A 20,789-nucleotide genomic window follows, 5' to 3' on the forward strand; every position below is an offset into this window, starting at 1 on the left:
CAAATTCTTTTGTAGGATCGGAAATAAAGTCCGATTTATCTATAATTCAATGAAATTGACGATTGCTTTATTTGGTGAAGCAGAAAAAGGAAGCTACGATACCGCCTATTTATGTCGTAGTACAGCAGAGCTTTATGACCACTTAGGCAACGGATCTGCAACAACCAAATCAGGAATAGCCTTAGCAATACAAGCACTAATGTACAACTATAACGTGCTCTACTTCCGAGTAAAAGAGGAAGGGTATTGTATAGACAGCTACTTTTTTGGACTTCACTTCTTAAATACCCAAACTACTCTAAAAAACATTATCGCTATGGGTCTTCCTGGTGTTGGTGATCAACACATCATAGAAGCCTCTAAATCTCTCTGCCGAAAATATAAAAGTTTTCTTTTATTTTTCGAGCAAGACCTCTACGATTTGTTAACCTTTAATAAGATTTTCTAGTCGATAGTTCCGAAATATTCTTTTAGACCTTCTTCATTAGGAGCCATAGCTTTCTGTCCTTGCTGCCAATTTGCAGGACATACTAACCCATGACTTTCAAAGAAAATCAAAGCATCTAACACCCGAAGCTCTTCATCTATAGAACGACCTAAAGGAAGGTCATTTACTACCATATGTCTGATGATACCTTCCTTATCAATCAAGAATGACCCACGGAAGGATAACCCTGACTGGGAGTCTAAAACACTATAAAGCTTAGAAAGCTCATGAGTAGTGTCGGAAATTAGAGGATAGGTGATACCTTTAACTCCACCAGCTTTTTTGTCAGTTTTTAACCAACGCTGGTGTGTGTCGAGATCATCAACAGAACAGCCAATAACTTGAGCTCCGCGATTTTCAAACTCTTCTAAAGAATCTTGAAAAGCATGTAACTCTGTAGGACAAACATAAGTAAAGTCTTTAGGATAAAAGAAAAGAATAACGTATTTACCACGATAATCTTTCAAAGAGATGTTTTTTACTTCGCCGTCAACGACTGCTTGTACAGAAAAATCTGGGGCAGCTTTCCCAATAAATAACGATCCCACTTTACGACCCTATTTTTTAAATTATGCTTCGCACCAGAGAGGACTTGAACCTCTGACCACCTGGTTCGTAGCCAGGTACTCTATCCACTGAGCTACTGGTGCACAGCTCTTTCGATGAAAAGTGTAGTCAAGTTCAGCCAAATGATCAAGTCTTTCTCCTCTATCTTTGAAAAAAGATCGCTCTAAACAAAAAAGATATTCTCATCAGGCGTTGTATAAAATTTATTTACCGCTAGAGATCATCCGGGAGAGAAGTTTCCGGAAATTGAGGATCTTGCAATTCCTTGGAAGAGTCCACGATAAAAAATGAACTAGTCAAAAGTAAGCAGGAAATAGAAATCGAATGCTTTAAAATATATTTAATCACTGTCAGAGGATCTAAAACCCCTGCTGAAATTAAATTTTCAAAGGTATCATGAACACAATTGTATCCAAAATAAGGATCGGCATGTTCTAAGACTGTCGCAACTACAGCGTCTGGAACTTTCCCGGAATTTCTTGCCAAGATCCTCAGAGGAGCTTCTGCTGATTGCAACATACACTTACAGCCAAACATCACCCCAGCCGGTAATTGCTCTGGGATTTTTACAACAGATGCGGCACGAGCTAACGCTGTTCCACCTCCAGGAAGGCATCCTTCTTTAAAAGCTGCTTTTGTTGCTTTTAAAGCACTTTCTAAACAGATTTTCTTTTCTCGATATTCGTTTTCTGTAGTTGCTCCTAAATGTATTTGAGCAAGCCCTCCAACAAATCTGGCTAAACGCTTTTCTAAATCTTCAGTATCCATTTCGGAACTACTATGAGCAATGGCTCGGCGTAAATAATCTATATGCTGTTCTCTTCTTTCCTGATTGCCTTTTCCTTCCGATAAAAGGGTTGTATTTTGTGTAATGACGATCTTCCCAACGGAACCAAGAATACTTGGGCTTCCTTCTTCCAAAGAAATTCCCAATAGATCCCCTACAACAGTTGCCCCTGTTAAAATGGCAATATCTTCAAGGATTTCCTTACGTTGATTACCGAAACCAGGAGCTTTTATAGCACATATGGGGAGCTCCCCCTTAAGCTTATTAACAATTAAAATAGAAAGAAGCTGAGGATCAAAATCTTCAGCAATGATAATTAAAGGATTTTTACTCGTCTGAAAAGTCTGATCTAAAAAATGAATAAATGCTTGATTTAAACAAGATAACGTCTGATTGCACAACAAGATGGAAGCATTTTCATAGATCACTTCCATAGTCTCTGGATGGGTGACAAAATACGGGGATAAATATCCAGCATTCAAACCCACATCAGTAGTTGCTTTTAGCGTCGTCTCTTTATTCGTTCCCTCTTTTATAGAGATAACACCTTCTATACCTACAGTTGCTATAGCATCAGATATAAGTCTTCCTATCAAAGGGTCGTTATTTGCAGATGTTGTCGCTATTTGTAATACATCTTCTTTTGGATCTGCTTCAATTACGAGCTTAGTAAGCTCCTTATCCAGCATCTCCCCAGCAAGATGAATTCCTTGTTTGATCTCTAAAGGGTCTAACCCGACAGCAACCCCTTTCAATCCTGACGAAAATAACGCATCTATCAATACAACTGCGGTAGTAGATCCATCTCCTACCTGGATTTCTGTTTGCAACGCGGCTTCTTTAGCAAGCTTCAAACCCGTATGTTCGAAAGCATCCGTCAAAGTCACTTCTTTAGCTATAGAAGCACCGTGTTTTGTGACATAAGGAGACACGCGATCTTTTTTGATAACAACACAAGACCCTTGTGGCCCTAAAGTTGCAATTACAGCTTTAGCTAAAGCACGCACCCCCCGATTTAACGCGCTAAGCCCTTCTAATCGATTCTTGAATATTTTAGACACGTTCTTTCTATGTCTCCCTAGATTCCAGGGATAAGGCGACCCTATAAGGTCGCTTATAGAAACAACAAAAATTCCTGTCAAACAGTGGAATCAAGAGAAAAAATTACTCTTCTTCACCATAATCAGCTATTAAGAAAGGCTTACGTGTACTTTGGAACTTTGTTCTCCCCTCAGTACACAACTTTTTTAACGGCCAAATAATATAGCGTTCTTTCTGGCAGATATGCAGAAATGTTTCTTCGCCTAAACAACGATATATAGAGTTTTTTCGCAAAGGAATTTTCTCTAAAGCGTTAAAGGCATTCTCCACTTGTTTAGGATAAAGAGTTTTCAAAGTTCCTAAAATTGTACTTTGCGTTTCCATAGGAAGAAACTCTCTAGGTTTATCTAATACAAGCAAAACGCCTGAGCAAAGCTCCATTTTATATTTGCCAAAAAAAGGTTCGTAACAAAAAGGATAAAATGTGATTCCCGGCAAGCGCGCTTCATTTAGTTTTTTAGCAACAAGATTCCCATCCATCCAAGGAGCACCAATCAATCGAAAAGGAAGGGTATAGCCTATGCCAATACTGGATATAGACAAGGCTCCGATAATTCCTGTTGCTGCATAAAAAAATGCCGTTTGCGCATCAGGAATTTGTGGACTAGTAGGAATCCAATTTAATCCTGTTTGCGAAAATGTCATAGAGCGCTTCCATCCCTGCATAGGAACTACCGACACATCAGCATAGGGGGCGTATTTCGCTTTATAAAAAAGTGCTAATTCTCCAGGAGTCATTCCGTAGCAATAGGGAATTTCAGGAGCATACTCCGATTGAGATATCGGCATAGGGCCATCTATTATCTTACCGCCCATAGGATTCGGGCGATCTAAAATGATGAGGTGTTTTTTGTACTTTTGTGCTGCACGCACCAGATGAAGCAAGGAAGTGATGAAAGTATACGAACGCACTCCTATATCCTGCACATCATATATTAAAACATCACTCCCCTGTACAGCATGCTCAGGAACCTCTTTAACACCATATAATGAAACTATGTGTAATCCCTGAACCTTCGGAGCTGTTCCAGGAGTTTCTGCCGGTGCAGTTCCATAATATCCATGTTCTAAAGTACAGAGAACATTCAAAGAACATAGATCACGATGTTCTAGAAAAGCAGAGAGGGAATCTTTCCCCTCATGGTTAATAGCAGCATTGTGAGATATTAATGTTATTTTCTTATCACGAATCCAAGAAAGATACGGCTCATCATTAAAAATACGATCTAGTCCCACTGACACTTGAGGGAACCCTAAGCAAGGAAATAAACATAATAAAATTAAAAATGAGCGTATGAGTCTCATAAAACCTATCTGATTATAAAAATAACATTTTGATAGTTTGCATGTTGGTTAAGTACTGCTAGCAAAAAAGATAACTTTATGCAACCTTGCTAATAGTTGTGTAGGTGCGCCTATTTCGATTATTTTGTAATATAATCGCGAAAGGCACTACAATCGACAAAATTACTAATGTAATTCTACACGAGACAGAAACTGTTAGTTATTTGCTCTTTCCCTTTTGCTAAGGAGAAACCCATGAAGATAGTGATTGCTAGCTCCCACGGTTATAAAATACGAGAAACCAAGACTTTTTTAAAACAATTAGGAAGCTTTGACATTTTCTCATTAACAGATTTCCCTAACTACCGCTCTCCTAAAGAAGTAGGTTGTCTTCCCGAAGAAAACGCTCTAGCAAAAGGTCTCCACGCAGCAAGAGAACTGAACTCTTGGGTAATCGCGGATGACACTATGCTTATGGTCCCTGCATTAAATGGGCTTCCTGGCAAGCTATCAGCGACTTTTGCCGGAGAAGATGCTTGTGATAAAGACCACAGAAAAAAACTTCTGCAAGAAATGCAATCTTTAGAAAGCATCGTAGATCGTTCTGCTTATTTTGAATGTTGCATTGTGCTTGCTTCGCCTGAAGGAAAATTCTTTAAGACTCGTGGGATTTGTGAAGGCTATATTAGCCATCAAGAAAAAGGCTCTTCGGGTTTTGGTTATGACTCTTTATTTTTAAAATATGACTACAAACAGACGTTCGCTGAACTTTCCGAAGATATAAAAAATCAAGTCTCCCACAGAGCTAAAGCTTTACAAAAGCTCGCTCCTTATTTACAAGACCTGTTAGAGAAACAGCTAGTCTCTAGGAATTAACATTTCCAATGAATGTTCTAAGCAGCCGCGGATTTCTCGCATCTCTGCAAGTATAGCTTCTGCTCTTAAAAAATCTGCTTCTAAACTTGCCGCTGCTGGCATGCCTTCTTTTCCTTGAAGTTTCTGTGTAGCTACAGGCATTTCTAAACTCACTGTAGATTTCGCTGTAAGTCGGTGGGTCTTGTTAAAAGAAACCGTTTGAATACCTTCATTCATGGGAGCTTCCAATTAATCATGGGCTTATTCAGCTTTTTAAGCAGGTAGTTAATTTTTGAAAAGTGCGAACAACCAAAAAAGCCACGATGTGCCGATAAAGGGGAGGGATGCGCAGATGCTAAAATTGCATGTTTATGTGTGGAACGAAACAGCAAATCACATTTCTTCCTTGCAGCATTCCCCCATAAAACAAAAATAACATGAGATCGGTTTTCTATGAGTTTGGTAACAATTGCATCAGTAAACTGTTCCCATCCCCGACCCGCATGGGAAAAAGGAGAGCCGGCACGCACAGTCAATACAGTATTTAACAATAAGATCCCTTGATTCGCCCAGGCCTGTAAACATCCCGTGGTATTTTGTACTCCCAAGTCTGTGTGTAATTCTTTAAAGATATTCACAAGAGAAGGAGGCAAGCGCACACCTTGAGGAACACTAAAACTTAATCCGTGTGCTTGTCCTTCTCCAGGATAAGGATCTTGACCAAGAATAACAACACGCACAGAATCAAAAGGTGTGCTTTTTAATGCAGTAAAGATATTGTCTTTTGCAGGGTAGATGGTTTTCTGCGAATACTCGGACTGTAAAAATTCCCTAAGCTTATACATGTAGGGTTGAGACCATTCATTTTCAAGCTGCTCTTGCCAAGACAAAGGAAGCTGGTCTATAGTAAAGGCATTCTGCATAAACCGCCTACTTTTATTATTTGAAAATAAAAATATATTAACCTTCTTAGATTATTTTAGCTTCAGGGATCCTGATTTTTTTTCAGTCAGAAGCTATTAAATTAGGATACCACTATGCTTACTTCAGAATTAAACGAAGCACAAGTCGCAGCAGTAACTTCACCACTAAGTCCGATTTTAGTTCTCGCTGGAGCCGGAGCAGGAAAAACTCGTGTGGTAACTTGCCGCATCCTTCATCTCATTAACGAAGGTATCGCCCCTAAAGAGATCCTTGCAGTAACTTTTACTAATAAAGCAGCGAAAGAACTTAAAGAACGTATTTTACATTTATGCCCTCAAGCTCATGGTTCTGACATTCCTATGGTATGTACATTCCACAGCTTAGGGGTATTTATTTTACGCAGGTCTATACAAGCACTAAATAGAGAAAATAATTTTATTATCTATGATCAAAGCGATACTGACAAACTGCTCAAACAATGTTTACAGAAATTTAATTTAAAGAAAACTCTAAGCAGTTCCATACAATATCATATCTCACAAGCAAAAAACCGTTTGCTTTCCCCTGAGGACCTGGATCCCGAAGAATATATAGATCCCGTGGTTTCTATTTATAAAGAATATCAGCAACGTTTACATGAAGCCAATGCTTTAGATTTTGATGATTTGTTATTTCTTACAGTACGACTATTTCAGGAGTTTCCTGAGGTCAGAAAAGAATACAGTGAATTATGGAAGGCTCTTTTAATTGACGAGTATCAAGATACGAACCACGCACAATATAAAATAGCTCAGACAATAGCTGGGAAACATCAAAATATATTTGCAGTGGGAGATCCCGACCAATCGATTTACTCTTGGCGCGGGGCAAATATTCATAATATTTTAAACTTTGAAAAAGATTATCCTCGAGCCCTTGTTCTTCGCTTAGAAGATAACTACCGGAGTTACGGAAATATTCTTAATGCTGCCAATGCTCTAATTCAAAACAACGCTTCACGATTGAAGAAAGACCTACGCAGCGTAAAAGGCCCTGGAGAAAAAATCCGTGTATTCTTAGGGAAAACAGATAAAGAAGAAGCCGAATTTGTAGCTGATGAAATCAGCCGTCTGCATAGAAGATCTCAGATTCCCCTTAGCGATATCTGCATTTTTTATAGGACAAACTTCCAATCTAGAACTTTCGAAGACGCTTTATTACGTAGACGTATTCCCTATGAAATTCTTGGCGGTCTTTCATTTTACAAACGCAAAGAAATTCAAGATATCTTGGCTTTTTTAAGAATGTTCACTGCGAAATCCGACGTTGTTGCTTTTGATAGGACAGTCAATCTTCCTAAAAGAGGGCTAGGTCCTTCTACGATTTCCTCTTTAATTGAGTATGCTCTCACAAATAATTTGCCGATTTTAGAAGCATGTAACAACGTTTTAAAAACTCAAGATGTGAAACTCTCTAAGAAACAACAAGAAGGTTTGAGGGAGTATCTCAGTATTTTCCAACAACTCGAACATGCTTATGCAACCCTTCCTCTTAATGAGTTTGTTGTCGCTACAATACGCATCACTGGATATTTCCAAGTATTAAAGGAAGATCCTGATACTTTTGAAGATCGGAAAAGCAATCTTGACGAACTCGCTTCAAAAACTTTTGAGTGGGAACAGCAAAATACAGATGGAACCTTAGAAAATTTCCTAGATGATCTTGCTTTAAAAAGTTCTACTGATGACACGGAACTCGTTGCAGATCGTGTAAATCTCATGACAATTCACAATGGTAAGGGTTTAGAATTCCGCATAGCTTTTGTTGTAGGATTGGAAGAGAACCTCTTCCCTCATGCAAACTCTAAAGGTAGTTATGAAAATCTTGAAGAAGAACGACGTCTATGTTACGTAGGAATCACTAGAGCCCAAGATCTCCTTTACTTAACAGCAGCACAAACTCGTTTTCTTTGGGGCACAGTGCGTGTCATGAAACCGAGTCGTTTTCTTAAGGAAATCCCTAGAGATTACTTGATTCAAGTACATTAGGTATGTTTCAGCACCATCAAAAGCTTTCTCTTAACTACCTTCCCTCGCTGCGTATGCAGCAGGGATTGCAAATGTTACAATCTCCGATTACAGAACTCTCCTCCTATATACTTCAACAAATCATTCATAACCCATTTTTCGATATCTCTTCTCTAGAAGAGGAAGAATGGTCCACATGTTCTTCATTCCCTTCCGTGGATGCTTCCTATTCTCGTCCTGAATCTTTATTTTCCCATCTTCTCACACAGGTGCAACAAACTTTTGATCGTCCTGAAGATCTGCTTATTGCTCAACACATTATAGGAAATCTCTCAGATCAAGGTTTGTTTCTTTCTTCTCCTGAAGAACTCTCGCTACAACTTGAAGTGTCTCTAGAGGCCGTGAATAAAGTATGGAAAACGATTCAATATTTCCATCCTCTAGGTATTGCTTCTCCATCTCTACAAGATTATTGGCTTCTCCATTTAGAAGGCTCCCCACACACCCTTGCTTACAAGATTATCAAAGAGCACTACTCTCTTTTGATTAACTGTGACTTCCTCCGTATAGCAAAGAAATGTCACTGCTCCCCTGCAGACTTAAGACATGCTCTTAAAAATGCATTAACCACAATCCCGTGGTGCCCTGCCAAAGGATATGCGTCCTCCTCCAATATACAACCCGCGCTTCCTGACGTCTATGTCGCTAAAAAAGATCGGGTTTGGGAGATTCAAATCAGTTCCAAAGGACTACCTCCTATAAAACTGAATAGCGAAGTATTTCACATTTATGAACAGTTACCTAGAGAGGAAAAAAAGACCCTCACACAGCAAATTCTTTCTGCTAAATGGCTGATTAAAAACTTAAGAAAACGAGAACAAACATTGTTTTCGATTGTTGAGAAAATCCTTCCTCATCAAGAAAACTTTCTCTTGGGCAAAACATCCTGCCCTAAGCCGTTGTCTGTAAAAAATCTATCGGAAGAATTGCCCTATCATGAATCTACGATATTTCGTGCTATAGAAAATAAAACCTTGGCAGGCCCTATAGGTATCATACCTCTGAAACACCTCTTCCCTCGTCCTGTAAGTACTAGTGATTCTCAATCCAAAGAAACTATATTACAATGGATTCATCAATGGGTAGCCTCTGAAACCACACCTTTGTCTGACGCTGATATTAGCAAACGTATCTCACAACAGGGCATCCAATGTGCCCGTCGTACGGTAGCTAAATACCGAACACAATTAAAAATTCTCCCTGCGCATAAAAGAAAAGTACATTCACAAATGTAAAGCGGTTTTACATTTTAGCAATTAGGTAAAGTACGCTACATAGATTTGCTGCCAGCGAACGCTTTCTAATTTCTGTTCTCTAGCGTATTTTTCAAGAACCGGAATAGGTTGTGTTGCAAACATACGAATCTCAGCATCTGTAAGTCTTAGCATTACCCATAAAGGAGGAATCCCCAGCATTTTGCGGATTTTCTTCATAGCACGACGAAAATAGCTCTGTACAATCAATAATCTTGTTCCGAAATACACAGGTGTAGAAAGAATACAGGCAAGACCTGCTAAAGGAGACCATAAAGCTAACCCTAACCCAGAAAGAACAAAGAAAAATAAGCAATAGCTCTCTCCTGGGGAACGAAATAACGGTCCTAAAAAGCGTCTCCAAACTTTTGGCGAGGTTTGATAAGCTAAAACCTCTTCAAACATAGGTTCATAAAACTTCATACGTGCTGCATGTACGGCTTCATGAGAAAGAATTTCTTCTTTAGAATACATATAAAACCAACGTGCAGCTTTACGTAGATGTTTGCGCAGCTGTATGGTGACATGGTTATTGGTTATCCATGTGCACCCAGCCTCCCAAACATCCATTCCTTCATTAGAATATATGACTTCTAAATGTGTAGGATTAATATCAAAAATCTCTTGTAATCTCGGAGGGAATGCTGTGGGATAATCAGGAGCGTTATCAATTATATCTTGAGCGCGATATAAAAAAGGCGGTTTTAATTCTTCAGGCCCAGCGAGTATTCCTTGTTTGTTCAAATCCAGGAGGTCATCTTCCAAAGTTTTTGGAGGAATTAAAAACTCAAACTTTTCCACGTTTTAGTTCCATATTTCTAAGATACTCATGCTATCAGAATTTCTTCTTATCCGTTGTTAAAATCAAAAACTTTAACAAATCAACAGTAAGCATTTTTTGAGTAAATATTCTCATTAGATGTAATGATTTGCTTCTTATCATCTCATCTTTCAAAAACAAGAATTATTCTTATTAAAGTTTTCGTATAGAGCTACATTTCTTAAGTACTACATTATTCCCTTGAAAAGAATCTACTTCATACTGAATAACGATTAGGACATGCCAGGCCCTCTGGTTTAATCTCTATTGAAGAATTTGAGTTTTGCGGTTTTTATATGTTTATATGAAGATCAAGCTTTACAAATCATAGAAATTATAGAGACATGAAAGTCTCTATAGTCAGCGATTTTTTCTTCTAAGAGAAAAAATAAAATTACCTATTTATAACCCTTCTTTATTTTGAAGATTTCCTCTTCATATAAGCAGGTTATTGTCAAAGTTTCTAGTTTGTCCGTTATTTAAAGTGAGCTGAAATACGTATCAGTAGTGAAAGCTTGCATTAAATAATCGTTGCTTGCATGAGGATTTTTTTTAGATAGGGAATAAAAACAATAAAAAAGGAGAGGCGGTTTTACTCCAAGTAAAATGCGGAGTTCGCCATTTAATATAAATGAAAAAATCCTTAATCGTAGTGGAATCTCCCGCTAAAATTAAAACCTTGCAAAAACTCTTAGGGAAAGGTTTTATTTTTGCTTCCTCACTAGGACATGTTGTTGACCTTCCCGCCAAGGAATTTGGTATCGATATCGAACATGATTTCGAACCTGACTATCAAGTTCTTCCTGATAAACAAGAAGTTATCAGTCAAATTTGTAAATTAGCCTCCAGTTGTGATATTGTCTATCTCTCTCCTGACCCGGACCGAGAAGGAGAAGCGATTGCCTGGCATATTGCAAATCAGCTTCCTGAAAATACGCATATCCAAAGGATATCCTTCAATGCAATTACCAAAGGTGCTGTTAATGAAGCTCTAAAGCATCCTCGAGAAATCGATATGGCTTTAGTAAATGCTCAACAAGCTCGTCGCCTGTTAGATCGTATCGTTGGTTATAAAATTTCTCCTATTTTAAGTCGTAAGCTACAACAAAGATCGGGTATATCTGCAGGACGCGTGCAATCCGTAGCACTCAAGCTTGTCGTTGATCGTGAAAAAGCTATCGAAGCCTTTGTACCTACCGAATATTGGAATGTGCGTGTTTTCCTCCAAGACCCTAAAACATCTAAGACATTCTGGGCCCACCTATATTCTGCTGACGGGAAAAAGTGGGAAAAAGAACTCCCTAAGGGGAAAACCGAAGATGAAATTTTATTAATTAACTCTGAAACTCAAGCTCAACATTATGTTGATCTGTTAGAAGACGCTTCCTATAGAGTGACTCGCGTAGAAGCGAAAGAAAAACGACGTAATGCCGCGCCACCATTTATTACATCCACCTTGCAACAAGAAGCAAGTCGTCATTTCAGATTTTCTTCTTCTAAAACGATGTCAGTAGCTCAGACATTATATGAAGGTGTCGAGTTAGATAACGAAGATGCTACAGGATTAATTACTTATATGCGTACAGATTCTGTACGTATTGATCCTGAGGCATTAAATAACGTCAGAGATTATATACACAACACATTTGGGCAAGAATACCTTCCGAAGTCTCCTAATGTCTACACGACAAAAAAGATGACTCAAGACGCCCATGAAGCTATTCGCCCTACAGACATCCATTTATCTCCCGATAAGCTTGAAGGGAAACTCTCCGATGATCAACTCAAGCTTTATTCTCTTATTTGGAAACGTTTTGTTGCTTCCCAGATGAATCCTGCGATTTATGATACATTAGCAATGACGATTTCAACGAATGTAAAAATAGATTTGCGTGCTTCTGGATCATTATTGAAATTTAAAGGTTTTCTCGCGGTATACGAAGAAAAGCTGGATGATGATACAACCGAAGAAGAAAATCTATCGCTTCCTCAACTACACGCCCAGGACGTTTTAGATAAGGAAAAGGTTTCAGCAGAACAAGCTTTTACAAAACCCCTACCGAGGTTTACAGAAGCTTCTTTAGTAAAAGAGTTAGAAAAATCCGGCATTGGCCGCCCCTCTACATACGCAACGATTATGAATAAAATTCAAAGTCGTGAGTATACTATTAAGGAAAATCAGCGGTTACGCCCTACAGAACTCGGGAAAATTATCTCGCAATTTCTTGAGACCAACTTTCCTCGGATTATGGACATAGGTTTTACAGCTCTTATGGAAGATGAGCTAGAGCTTATTGCTGATAATAAAAAGTCTTGGAAATTACTTCTTAAAGAATTTTGGGACCAATTTCTTCCTGTAGTCACTACTGCAGAAAAAGAAGCTGTTATCCCTCGCGTGATAACCGATATCGAATGTTCCGCATGTCACAAAGGAAAACTTGTTAAAATCTGGGCAAAAAATCGTTATTTTTACGGATGTTCAGAATACCCTGAGTGTGATTTTAAAACTTCTGAAGAAGAACTTGCTTTCAACAAAGACGATTATGCTGTTGATACACCTTGGAATAGCCCCTGCCCTGTTTGCGGTGGGGAGATGAAAGTCCGCCACGGACGTTTTGGAACATTTTTAGGATGCTTCAACTATCCTCAATGCCGTGGAACGATTTCCATTCATAAGAAAGGTGAGGAAGTAGAACAAGAAGAAGCTATTCCTTGTCCTGCCATTGGTTGCTCAGGGAAAATTTTAAAGAAACGTTCTCGTTACAATAAAACATTCTATTCTTGCTCAGAATATCCTGACTGCAGTGTGATAGGCAACACTATAGATGCTGTTATTACAAAGTACACAGGAACTGCAAAAACACCCTACGAAAAGAAAACCACAGGGAAGAAAAAAGCCACTACAAAATCCAGCAGCAAAACGACTAAAACAACTGCTAAAAAAAAGAAAAGCGAAGGAAAGACTCCAAAAACCCCTAAAGCAGGAGCTTTACTTACACCATCTCCTCAACTAGCTCTGATGATTGGCCCGGAACCTGTAGGACGTGGAGAAGCCACAAAGAAAGTCTGGCAATACATCAAGGACCATAATCTACAATCCCCTGAGAATAAAAAGATGTTGCTGCCCGACGAGAAGTTTGAAGCAATTATTGGCCCGGAACCTGTAGATATGTTCCAATTGCCAAAACTACTCAATCAGCATTTATTCAAATCTGATTAATCCTCGTGCTCATCATCAGCTTCTTCATAGTTATCAATCAGCTGATAAACTTCTTGCACTGATGTAGCTTTAGATAAAGCTGAGCGAAGGAAACGCACTTTAGAAGCGGATATTAAATAGTGGCCACAAAGTTTCCGCGTTTCAGAAAGAAACTTTGCTTCACTTTGATAGTATTCCTCGACCCACTGCAAATGCTGAATAAAAGCCTGTTTTCTCTTAGAAAAAGGCACTTTTTGATATGTTCCGCTCGCAAGATAACTTTCTATTTGTCTTACTATCCAAGGAGCTCCCATAGTACCGCGGGCAACAAGTACACCATCGCACTGCGTAGAGTCCATCATCAGCTTAGCTGCTTCTGGAGAAAAAATATCCCCATTCCCAAATACAGGCAAATCCTTACCGGCGGCAGCTTTCGCTCGCGCTATGTATTCAAGATTACTAGGGCCAACATAACCTTGAGCTCGTGTTCTTCCGTGCACAAAAACAGCGCTTGCGCCAGCATCTCTTATAATACGTACTGTTTCTTCAACATTAATATTGTTGCAGTCCCACCCGGAACGTATTTTTACAGTAACAGGAATAGAGACCGCCTCTATGATCTTCTCCAAAATTTTCCCAATAAGTTCTGGAGATTTTAACAATCCTGACCCACTGCCATCTTTTGTGATCCTGTCTGTAGGACAACCACAATTTAAGTCGATTAAATCAAAGCCTAGACCTTCCAAAACCTTGGCAGCTTCTCCCGCCATTTCAGGCTTACTACCACAAAGTTGTCCCCCAATGGGGCGCATAGATTCAGAGTACTCTAAAAGCTTGAGAGTGCGTGAAGGAGAGTAGTGTAAACCCTCAACCTTAACCATCTCACAAAACATTAGCGCGGGAGGACCGTAAAATGATGACATTTTCCGGTAAGGATAATCTGAAAAACCTGCGAGAGGCGCGTAAACTACAGGAGATTTTAATAAAATATTTCCTATACGTATTGAAGAAGCCATGGAGACTGAAAAATATTAAGAATAACAAACCTTAGGGTTCGTAACACAATAAAAGGAACAGCCTCTAAGCAGAGTAGAGCAATTAAAGGGCTAATATCAATAAAGCCAATCCGCGGAATAAATCTTCTAAATAAAGCTAGATAAGGCTCTACAAATTTATATACGTATTGATACCATTTTGCATTGTGGCATTCAGGAACCCAAGAGGCAAGAATATACACTAAGATTAAAAAACTATAAACATTAATAGCTGCTTTCAAAAAATAAGATAACATTCCTTTCCCCTTTATAAACAATTAATATGTGTTTTTCTTGAAAAACAGCCATTTATTCTTTAAAATGGTTACCTTTATTTTTTAAGAACACCGTACTATGGATTTTAAACTGCCCATATACCACATAGGGGTCGCCCTAGATGCAAACCACACTATTAAAATAGCAATTTTGCAGAAAACATGTAAAGGATGGATAGTTTCCCATTGCGAGCAGATTTCTAAAGATCAAGAATGGTTGCCTCCAAAAAAATACTTAACATCATCTGTCACATTTTCGTTAAGAGGAACCGATAGTTTAATTAGAAGTTCGCTGTCTTCATTAAGAAATAAAAATAATATTTTAAAAATAGCTTTAACAGATCTAGAAACCAACGCACCCTTCCCTTGGAATTCGTTAGTTGTTGCTCCTCAGTTGGGGAAAAGAAATGAGTCGGGAGAAACTCCTGTTACCCTTTGGGTAACTCAAAAAGCCAGAGCAGAACGTGAGGTAGCCCTTCTACATAAAGCGCGTATTTTTCCTGATAGACTATCTTGCCAACCTGCAGACATCTTCTCTTTTGTGCAGCAGACCCCCTTAAAAGCTCTTCCTGCGTATTTCTTAGTTTACACGGGTTCTTCTGAGACCTCATGCCTTTTTGTCCAAAATGGCTCGGTTTTAGTCTCTAGGTCATTTGGTAACGCCCAGGACAACTGCGAGAATATTGTAACAACGCTAGATTACGTAAAAGAAACGTATCCTTCTATAGAACTATCAGCTATTCACACCGTACATATTCCTGAAGGATTAAAAAAATCTTTAGAAAATAAACTCTCTCTCCCTTTGATTGCCTGCCAAACGACAACCTTTGGTTTGGAGGAAGAAGAATGGGCAAATTACGGTGATGCTATTATCACAGCATATCACGGTGTCTCAAAAAGGACTCTTGTCTTACCCTACAACCCCGTGTTTAACTGCGCGGAATCTCAAAAGCATTGGTTTAAACGCTCCGCTCTGGTTATAGGGAAACTGGCATTGCTATCCTCAGCAATCGTAGGTATAGGTTCTACTTTAAAACTGGCATCTCTTTCTCACCGCGTGCGGGAACACTTTGCTTTAGCGTGTCCGGAAACTCCAAAAATCCCTAAATCTCTTTGTGGTTTAGAAGAAGCTCTGCGTACTGCTGTATCTTCGAATTCTCACTCCGAGTATCCCTATCTCCCAACAATTCCCACAAGCAAAGAAACTATGCTGTTTCTTTCTTCGATGTCGCAGAATACCCCCTCCGTGAAACTTTCGTACTTCTGTTATTCCTTGGTATCGTTTCCTTCGCAGCAAAATCCTACCCTACCCTACAAAGCAAATATCTCTGTCAAGGGAGAAGGAAATCCCGAAGACGTATCCGAATTCCTCCGCAAAATATCTATGCACCCTAAACTCTCTAACATCATGCAGACATCGTCTAGCGGACGCACTTTTGAGTTACAATTCACTATAGTTTCCCAGGAAGTCCTATGAAAAAATGGTCTTTAATTTGTGCTCTTATTGCTTTGAGTTTAGTTAGCTGCCTTCCTGTTATAGGGATTGTCTATAAACATGCCCGGACAACAAAGCGTTGGGAATCTCTAAACTCGCACATTCTTACCTTAAAGTTGATGAAAGATCAATTCGACCTAATTAAGAACAAGAATGAACACCTCAAACGACGTCATAAAAATATCCAGCCCCAAGAACTCCTCCAAGCAAGTAAGCAAATTCGCCTATTAGGTAGGGAGCAAGACCGGTTAGCCTCCCTCAAAGAAAATTCCTTGATTTCTCAGAGTAAAGAAGTGTGGTGCAGGAAACAAATGTTTCTCTCATCAAACAATCAGGTGATATGGTTTATCGGACAGATTGCCGATGATCTGATATCATTACGTCTGGAAAATCCCGTAGAAGCTGATAGTGATAATGTTGAAGAACTTTTCTATCTATTTGATGCCAATAACCCTAAGGCACCTTTGGCCTTCTTTACACATTGGGAAATGACAAAACATACTACACCATTAAACAATCAGGTGTGGTCTATAAATGCTGAGGCTATAAGTCGATGGTTATAAGAAAATTTTTATGTTTGTTTCTTCTATGTTGTGCTTGTATGACTCCAGGGTATGCCTCTGGAACTTATGAGAAACTCACACTCACAGGAATTAACATCATCGATAGGAATGGCTTATCGGAGACAATTTGCTCTAAAGAGAAGCTGAAAAAATACTCTAAAGTAGATTTTCTCTCTCCTCAACCTTATCAAAAAGTCATGCGTATGTATAAAAACGCACGAGGAGAAAATGTCTCTTGTTTGACAACATACCACCCCAACGGACAATTAAAACAGTATCTTGAGTGCGTGAATAACCGTGCTTGTGGACGTTATCGAGAATGGCATAGTAATGGAAAAATCAAAATCCAAGCAGAGGTCATAGGAGGAATTGCAGATCTGCATCCTTCAGCAGAATCAGGATGGTTATTCCATGGAACGACTCTCGCGCACAATGACGAAGGCATACTGGAAGCTGCTATTAATTATGACAAGGGTTTACTCCAAGGAACCTCATATTACTACCATTCTAATGGTCAGGTTTGGAAAGAGTGCTCTTATCACAAAGGCCGCGCTCACGGTGATTTTCTCACGTATACAGCTGAAGGGTTCCTACTAAAAAAGCAAACATATCAAGATGGGGAAAAGCACAGCATATCCATACGCTATGAAGAACGTTCTAATACGGTGCTCTCTGAAGAAGAATACGATAATGGTCTATTGTTAAAAGGCTATTACCTAGATCCTGAAACTCATCAAATATTTTCTGAAATCACCAACGGAAACGGAACACAAGCTATCTATGGAAAACACGCGATTGTAGAAACACGAGCGTTCGTTCGTGGAGAGCCTCATGGAAACGTGACTGTGCTGAAAGATAGTCTCGGCAATCAAATTCTTCAAACATACACATTGTCTGAAGGCGTAAAACATGGTGAAGAGCTATTTTTCTATCCCGATTCTGGAAAATCTAAACTCCTTTTAACTTGGAATCACGGCATTTTACAAGGCCCCGTAAAGACCTGGTATCCCAACGGATCTTTAGAAAGCTGTAAAGAATTGATAAATAATAAAAAATCAGGTCTGTTAACGTTGTATTATCCTGAGGGGCAGATCATGGCTACCGAAGAATATGACAACGAGTTGCTTGTAAAAGGCGAGTATTTCCGCCCTGGGGATCGACATCCTTATTCTAAGATAGATAAAGGTTGTGGCACAGCAGTGTTTTTCACATCTTCAGGAACGATTACTAAAAAAATCCCCTATCAAGATGGCAAACCCTTAGTTAATTAGCTATGGATACTTCCGTAACTACCGACAAAAACAAACAACGAGAATTTTTTTCTTCGCTACGACAATCTATACAAGAACCTCGGTTATCACAAGCTTCTCAAGCAATAGCTGCATTTGTTCGTCTACTACCCAAAGGAAGTTGTGTTCTTTCCTTTGTTCCTTTTCGATCAGAAATTAACATAAATTTGGCCAATCAGATTCTGATCGAAGACTTCTCCCTAGCACTACCTAAAATAGATAATCATGAACTGACACCTGTCCTGGTTTCTTCCCTAAACACTCTCTCAAAGATAGTACACCCCTTGCGTATCTCTGAGTTCAATTTACACTGTATCTCACCACAAGACATCACACATGTTCTTGTTCCAGGTTTAGCTTTTGATAACGATAACTACCGTCTGGGCTATGGTGGTGGTTGTTATGATCGTTGGTTAGCAAACTACCCACACCTGATCTCTATAGGCGTAGGATTTAGAGAACAAAAAACTCCTATTCTCCCTCGGGAATCTCATGATATTCCCTTATCTCAACTATTTTTAGCTTAATATTGTTCTCAGAAACATGTGTACAAATACTTTCTAGAGATTTTTTACTCCCTCATGACCAAGACCTTTGTCTTCACATTGAAAAATCTGTGAATTGTCAATAACACACCCTCTGTGTATGATGACAATCCACTGTCAAGGTGAACTACGAAAAATCTTTTACCTAATAATTGCAACAAACCTACAGATACAGAAAATGTTACATTTACAACTGCTTTCTATCTTGACTGGTGTGAAAAATTGGGTTATCCATAAAAATCAAAAGAAAAGCCAAGCATACATCTATCATCAAAAATCACCACTCTGACATCTCTTAGCTAAGTTATGAGAAGAAGCTTACCCATTCTTCTCTCAAAGTCCAAAATGCAAGACTATTGCATAGACAGTGTGGAAAAAAGGAGCACCTATTTAAATGAATGTACCTGATCGTAAAAAAGCACTAGAAGCAGCAATTGCCTATATTGAAAAACAATTTGGCTCTGGATCTATTATGAGTCTAGGGAAGCACTCCGCATCTCATGAGATCTCTACTATAAAAACGGGGGCCTTATCTTTAGATTTAGCATTAGGCATCGGAGGTGTTCCAAAAGGCAGGATTGTGGAGATCTTTGGCCCTGAATCTTCGGGGAAAACCACGCTCGCTACCCACATTGTGGCCAATGCGCAAAAAATGGGAGGCGTTGCTGCTTACATCGATGCAGAACACGCTTTAGATCCTAGTTATGCTTCCCTTATAGGAGCGAATATCAATGATCTTATGATCTCCCAACCAGATTGTGGTGAGGATGCTTTAAGTATAGCTGAGTTACTAGCAAGATCAGGAGCTGTGGATGTTATCGTCATAGACTCTGTAGCTGCTTTGGTTCCTAAAAGTGAACTCGAAGGCGATATTGGCGATGTACATGTAGGATTACAAGCACGTATGATGTCTCAAGCATTACGTAAGCTGACAGCAACATTAGCACGTAGTCAAACCTGCGCGATATTCATTAATCAAATCCGCGAGAAAATAGGTGTAAGTTTCGGCAATCCCGAAACAACAACAGGCGGACGCGCTTTAAAATTCTACTCATCAATACGTATGGATATTCGTCGTATAGGAGCGATCAAAGGTAATGAAAGCTTCGATCTTGGAAACCGGATCAAAGTAAAAGTTGCTAAAAATAAACTCGCACCTCCATTCAGAACAGCAGAATTTGATATTCTCTTTAACGAAGGTATCTCTTCAGCAGGATGCATTTTAGATCTAGCTGTAGAATATAATATCGTAGAGAAAAAAGGATCCTGGTTTAACTATCAAGATCGTAAATTAGGACAAGGAAGAGAAGCTGTTCGTGAAGAACTCAAGAAAAATAAGAAGTTACTCGAAGAATTAGAAAAACGTATCTTTGAAGTAACTGCTTCCTCAAAAACTACAGTTGAAGAGAAAAAAGAAGAACCTGTTGTACAACCTGTAGCTTAAATTTTTTCATCCCCTTCTCTTGATTACATATCAAGAGAAGGAGAAACCGCTAATTAATGACGGCAATGACAACCACATGAAGAAGGTTGTGAATCTGAAGTGGTCGAAGAAGCGGGAGAAATTGTTGAGCAAGAATCTTTCTCATCTAAGAAACCATCTAAAAACTCATACAAAGCATCACAGACTTCTCGAGAAGCTTGTAATATCTTATTACAATCATTGTTAAGTAGTGTTTCGATTAACACTTTTTCCTCACGAGCATGTTTTACATCAACATCTTTATGTACTGAGAAGTACTCGTACCCTTCAGGAGAAGTAAAACCAAAATATTGCTTTAATCCAGAAATTTTTGACTCTGCAACTGCAGGAATTTGGCTTTCATAAGTATATAAAGCCGAAATACCAGCTGATAATGAATCTCCAGAGCACCAGCGTAAAAATGTGTCTACTTTCTTTTGAGCTGCTGCACTAGGAACGTGATTTTCTAACTCTTCTTCAGTAACACCTAAAGCATAAGCAAAATTTTTCCATAGACCTATATGATTAGGGTTTCCAGCTTCTTCGTCCATAAGGTTTTCAAGAAGTAGCTTACGTGCTTCTAAATTATCACAGCGGCTATGAATTGCTGAAATATAACGAGGGAAAGCTTTAATATGAAGATAGTAATCCTTTGCGTATGCTTTTAGCTGATCTTTTGTTAACTCTCCCTTAGACCATTTCATATAGAAAGTATGGTTTAACATGTGTTTTTGATTGATATTTTTATCTAGTAAATCCAAACAAGGTTTCATTAACGTCTCC

Annotated in this window: 19 protein-coding genes and 1 tRNA gene; 10 read left to right on the plus strand and 10 right to left on the minus strand. The window is 38.9% G+C overall.

Annotated features, from left to right (window positions below; translation table 11 throughout):
- The first annotated feature begins 49 nt into the window (after window positions 1-49).
- Window positions 50-448, plus strand: coding sequence for a hypothetical protein (locus G5O_RS10050; protein ID WP_006343639.1), 399 nt, complete (start codon window positions 50-52; stop codon window positions 446-448).
- Here G5O_RS10050 and G5O_RS10055 read toward each other — a convergent pair.
- The 4 genes from G5O_RS10055 to G5O_RS10070 all read right to left on the minus strand — a co-directional run bounded on the left by G5O_RS10055 (window position 445) and on the right by G5O_RS10070 (window position 4,247).
- A complete protein-coding gene (locus G5O_RS10055; RefSeq protein WP_006343640.1) occupies window positions 445-1,035 on the minus strand; it encodes a peroxiredoxin in 591 nt (196 codons plus the stop codon). The two genes, G5O_RS10050 and G5O_RS10055, sit on opposite strands and share 4 nt — an antisense overlap.
- A 29-nt stretch (window positions 1,036-1,064) precedes the next feature.
- A tRNA-Arg gene (locus tag G5O_RS10060) sits at window positions 1,065-1,137 on the minus strand.
- A gap of 130 nt (window positions 1,138-1,267) precedes the next feature.
- Complete coding sequence (gene groEL / locus G5O_RS10065) at window positions 1,268-2,902, minus strand: molecular chaperone GroEL (protein WP_006343641.1); 1,635 nt, start codon at window positions 2,900-2,902, stop codon at window positions 1,268-1,270.
- A 103-nt stretch (window positions 2,903-3,005) separates the two neighbouring features.
- On the minus strand, window positions 3,006-4,247 hold the full coding sequence (locus tag G5O_RS10070) for a DUF1343 domain-containing protein (RefSeq protein WP_006343642.1): 1,242 nt from the start codon (window positions 4,245-4,247) through the stop codon (window positions 3,006-3,008).
- A gap of 234 nt (window positions 4,248-4,481) precedes the next feature.
- Here G5O_RS10070 and rdgB point away from each other — a divergent pair, with 234 nt between their 5' ends.
- Complete coding sequence (gene rdgB / locus G5O_RS10075) at window positions 4,482-5,102, plus strand: RdgB/HAM1 family non-canonical purine NTP pyrophosphatase (RefSeq protein WP_006343643.1); 621 nt, start codon at window positions 4,482-4,484, stop codon at window positions 5,100-5,102.
- Here rdgB and G5O_RS10080 read toward each other — a convergent pair.
- Window positions 5,085-5,318 carry a hypothetical protein gene (locus G5O_RS10080; RefSeq protein ID WP_006343644.1) on the minus strand — a complete coding sequence of 78 codons (234 nt, stop codon included), beginning with the start codon at window positions 5,316-5,318 and terminating at the stop codon, window positions 5,085-5,087. The two genes, rdgB and G5O_RS10080, sit on opposite strands and share 18 nt — an antisense overlap.
- Window positions 5,315-6,004, minus strand: coding sequence for a uracil-DNA glycosylase (gene ung / locus G5O_RS10085; protein WP_006343645.1), 690 nt, complete (start codon window positions 6,002-6,004; stop codon window positions 5,315-5,317). The genes G5O_RS10080 and ung overlap by 4 nt, the downstream gene beginning before the upstream one ends.
- A 114-nt stretch (window positions 6,005-6,118) precedes the next feature.
- Between ung and G5O_RS10090 the strand changes: the two genes are divergently transcribed.
- Both G5O_RS10090 and rpoN read left to right on the plus strand, forming a co-directional pair.
- The gene (locus tag G5O_RS10090; protein WP_006343646.1) at window positions 6,119-8,032 is read left to right on the plus strand and encodes an ATP-dependent helicase; all 1,914 of its coding nucleotides are present in this window, start codon (window positions 6,119-6,121) and stop codon (window positions 8,030-8,032) included.
- 2 nt (window positions 8,033-8,034) lie between these two features.
- Complete coding sequence (gene rpoN, locus G5O_RS10095; protein ID WP_006343647.1) at window positions 8,035-9,306, plus strand: RNA polymerase factor sigma-54; 1,272 nt, start codon at window positions 8,035-8,037, stop codon at window positions 9,304-9,306.
- 21 nt (window positions 9,307-9,327) lie between these two features.
- Here rpoN and G5O_RS10100 read toward each other — a convergent pair whose 3' ends face one another.
- Window positions 9,328-10,125 (minus strand): hypothetical protein, encoded by a 798-nt coding sequence (locus tag G5O_RS10100; RefSeq protein WP_006343648.1) that lies wholly within the window; start codon window positions 10,123-10,125, stop codon window positions 9,328-9,330.
- 650 nt (window positions 10,126-10,775) lie between these two features.
- On the opposite strand from G5O_RS10100, the gene topA reads away from it, so the two are divergent.
- Window positions 10,776-13,364: a type I DNA topoisomerase gene (topA, locus tag G5O_RS10105; RefSeq protein ID WP_006343649.1), complete on the plus strand. Its 2,589-nt coding sequence runs from the start codon at window positions 10,776-10,778 to the stop codon at window positions 13,362-13,364.
- Here the strand turns inward: topA and dusB are convergent.
- Together dusB and G5O_RS10115 are read right to left on the minus strand one after the other, a co-directional pair.
- On the minus strand, window positions 13,361-14,359 hold the full coding sequence (dusB, locus tag G5O_RS10110; RefSeq protein WP_006343650.1) for a tRNA dihydrouridine synthase DusB: 999 nt from the start codon (window positions 14,357-14,359) through the stop codon (window positions 13,361-13,363). The two genes, topA and dusB, sit on opposite strands and share 4 nt — an antisense overlap.
- The gene (locus G5O_RS10115; RefSeq protein WP_013462761.1) at window positions 14,338-14,634 is read right to left on the minus strand and encodes a YggT family protein; all 297 of its coding nucleotides are present in this window, start codon (window positions 14,632-14,634) and stop codon (window positions 14,338-14,340) included. The genes dusB and G5O_RS10115 overlap by 22 nt, the downstream gene beginning before the upstream one ends.
- A 97-nt stretch (window positions 14,635-14,731) precedes the next feature.
- On the opposite strand from G5O_RS10115, the gene G5O_RS10120 reads away from it, so the two are divergent.
- The 5 genes from G5O_RS10120 to recA all read left to right on the plus strand — a co-directional run bounded on the left by G5O_RS10120 (window position 14,732) and on the right by recA (window position 19,988).
- Window positions 14,732-16,129, plus strand: coding sequence for a hypothetical protein (locus tag G5O_RS10120; protein WP_006343651.1), 1,398 nt, complete (start codon window positions 14,732-14,734; stop codon window positions 16,127-16,129).
- On the plus strand, window positions 16,126-16,710 hold the full coding sequence (locus G5O_RS10125) for a hypothetical protein (RefSeq protein ID WP_006343652.1): 585 nt from the start codon (window positions 16,126-16,128) through the stop codon (window positions 16,708-16,710). The genes G5O_RS10120 and G5O_RS10125 overlap by 4 nt, the downstream gene beginning before the upstream one ends.
- Window positions 16,701-17,981: a toxin-antitoxin system YwqK family antitoxin gene (locus tag G5O_RS10130; RefSeq protein WP_014518451.1), complete on the plus strand. Its 1,281-nt coding sequence runs from the start codon at window positions 16,701-16,703 to the stop codon at window positions 17,979-17,981. Before G5O_RS10125 ends, G5O_RS10130 begins: the two co-directional genes overlap by 10 nt.
- A 2-nt stretch (window positions 17,982-17,983) precedes the next feature.
- The gene (locus G5O_RS10135; RefSeq protein ID WP_006343654.1) at window positions 17,984-18,526 is read left to right on the plus strand and encodes a 5-formyltetrahydrofolate cyclo-ligase; all 543 of its coding nucleotides are present in this window, start codon (window positions 17,984-17,986) and stop codon (window positions 18,524-18,526) included.
- A gap of 412 nt (window positions 18,527-18,938) precedes the next feature.
- Window positions 18,939-19,988, plus strand: a complete 1,050-nt coding sequence (recA, locus tag G5O_RS10140; RefSeq protein ID WP_006343655.1) for a recombinase RecA — start codon at window positions 18,939-18,941, stop codon at window positions 19,986-19,988.
- 53 nt (window positions 19,989-20,041) lie between these two features.
- Here the strand turns inward: recA and G5O_RS10145 are convergent, their stop codons facing one another.
- Complete coding sequence (locus G5O_RS10145) at window positions 20,042-20,779, minus strand: CADD family putative folate metabolism protein (protein WP_013462762.1); 738 nt, start codon at window positions 20,777-20,779, stop codon at window positions 20,042-20,044.
- Window positions 20,780-20,789: the final 10 nt, after the last annotated feature.

The sequence above is a fragment of the Chlamydia psittaci 6BC genome, assembly GCF_000204255.1.
Lineage (GTDB): Bacteria > Chlamydiota > Chlamydiia > Chlamydiales > Chlamydiaceae > Chlamydia > Chlamydia psittaci.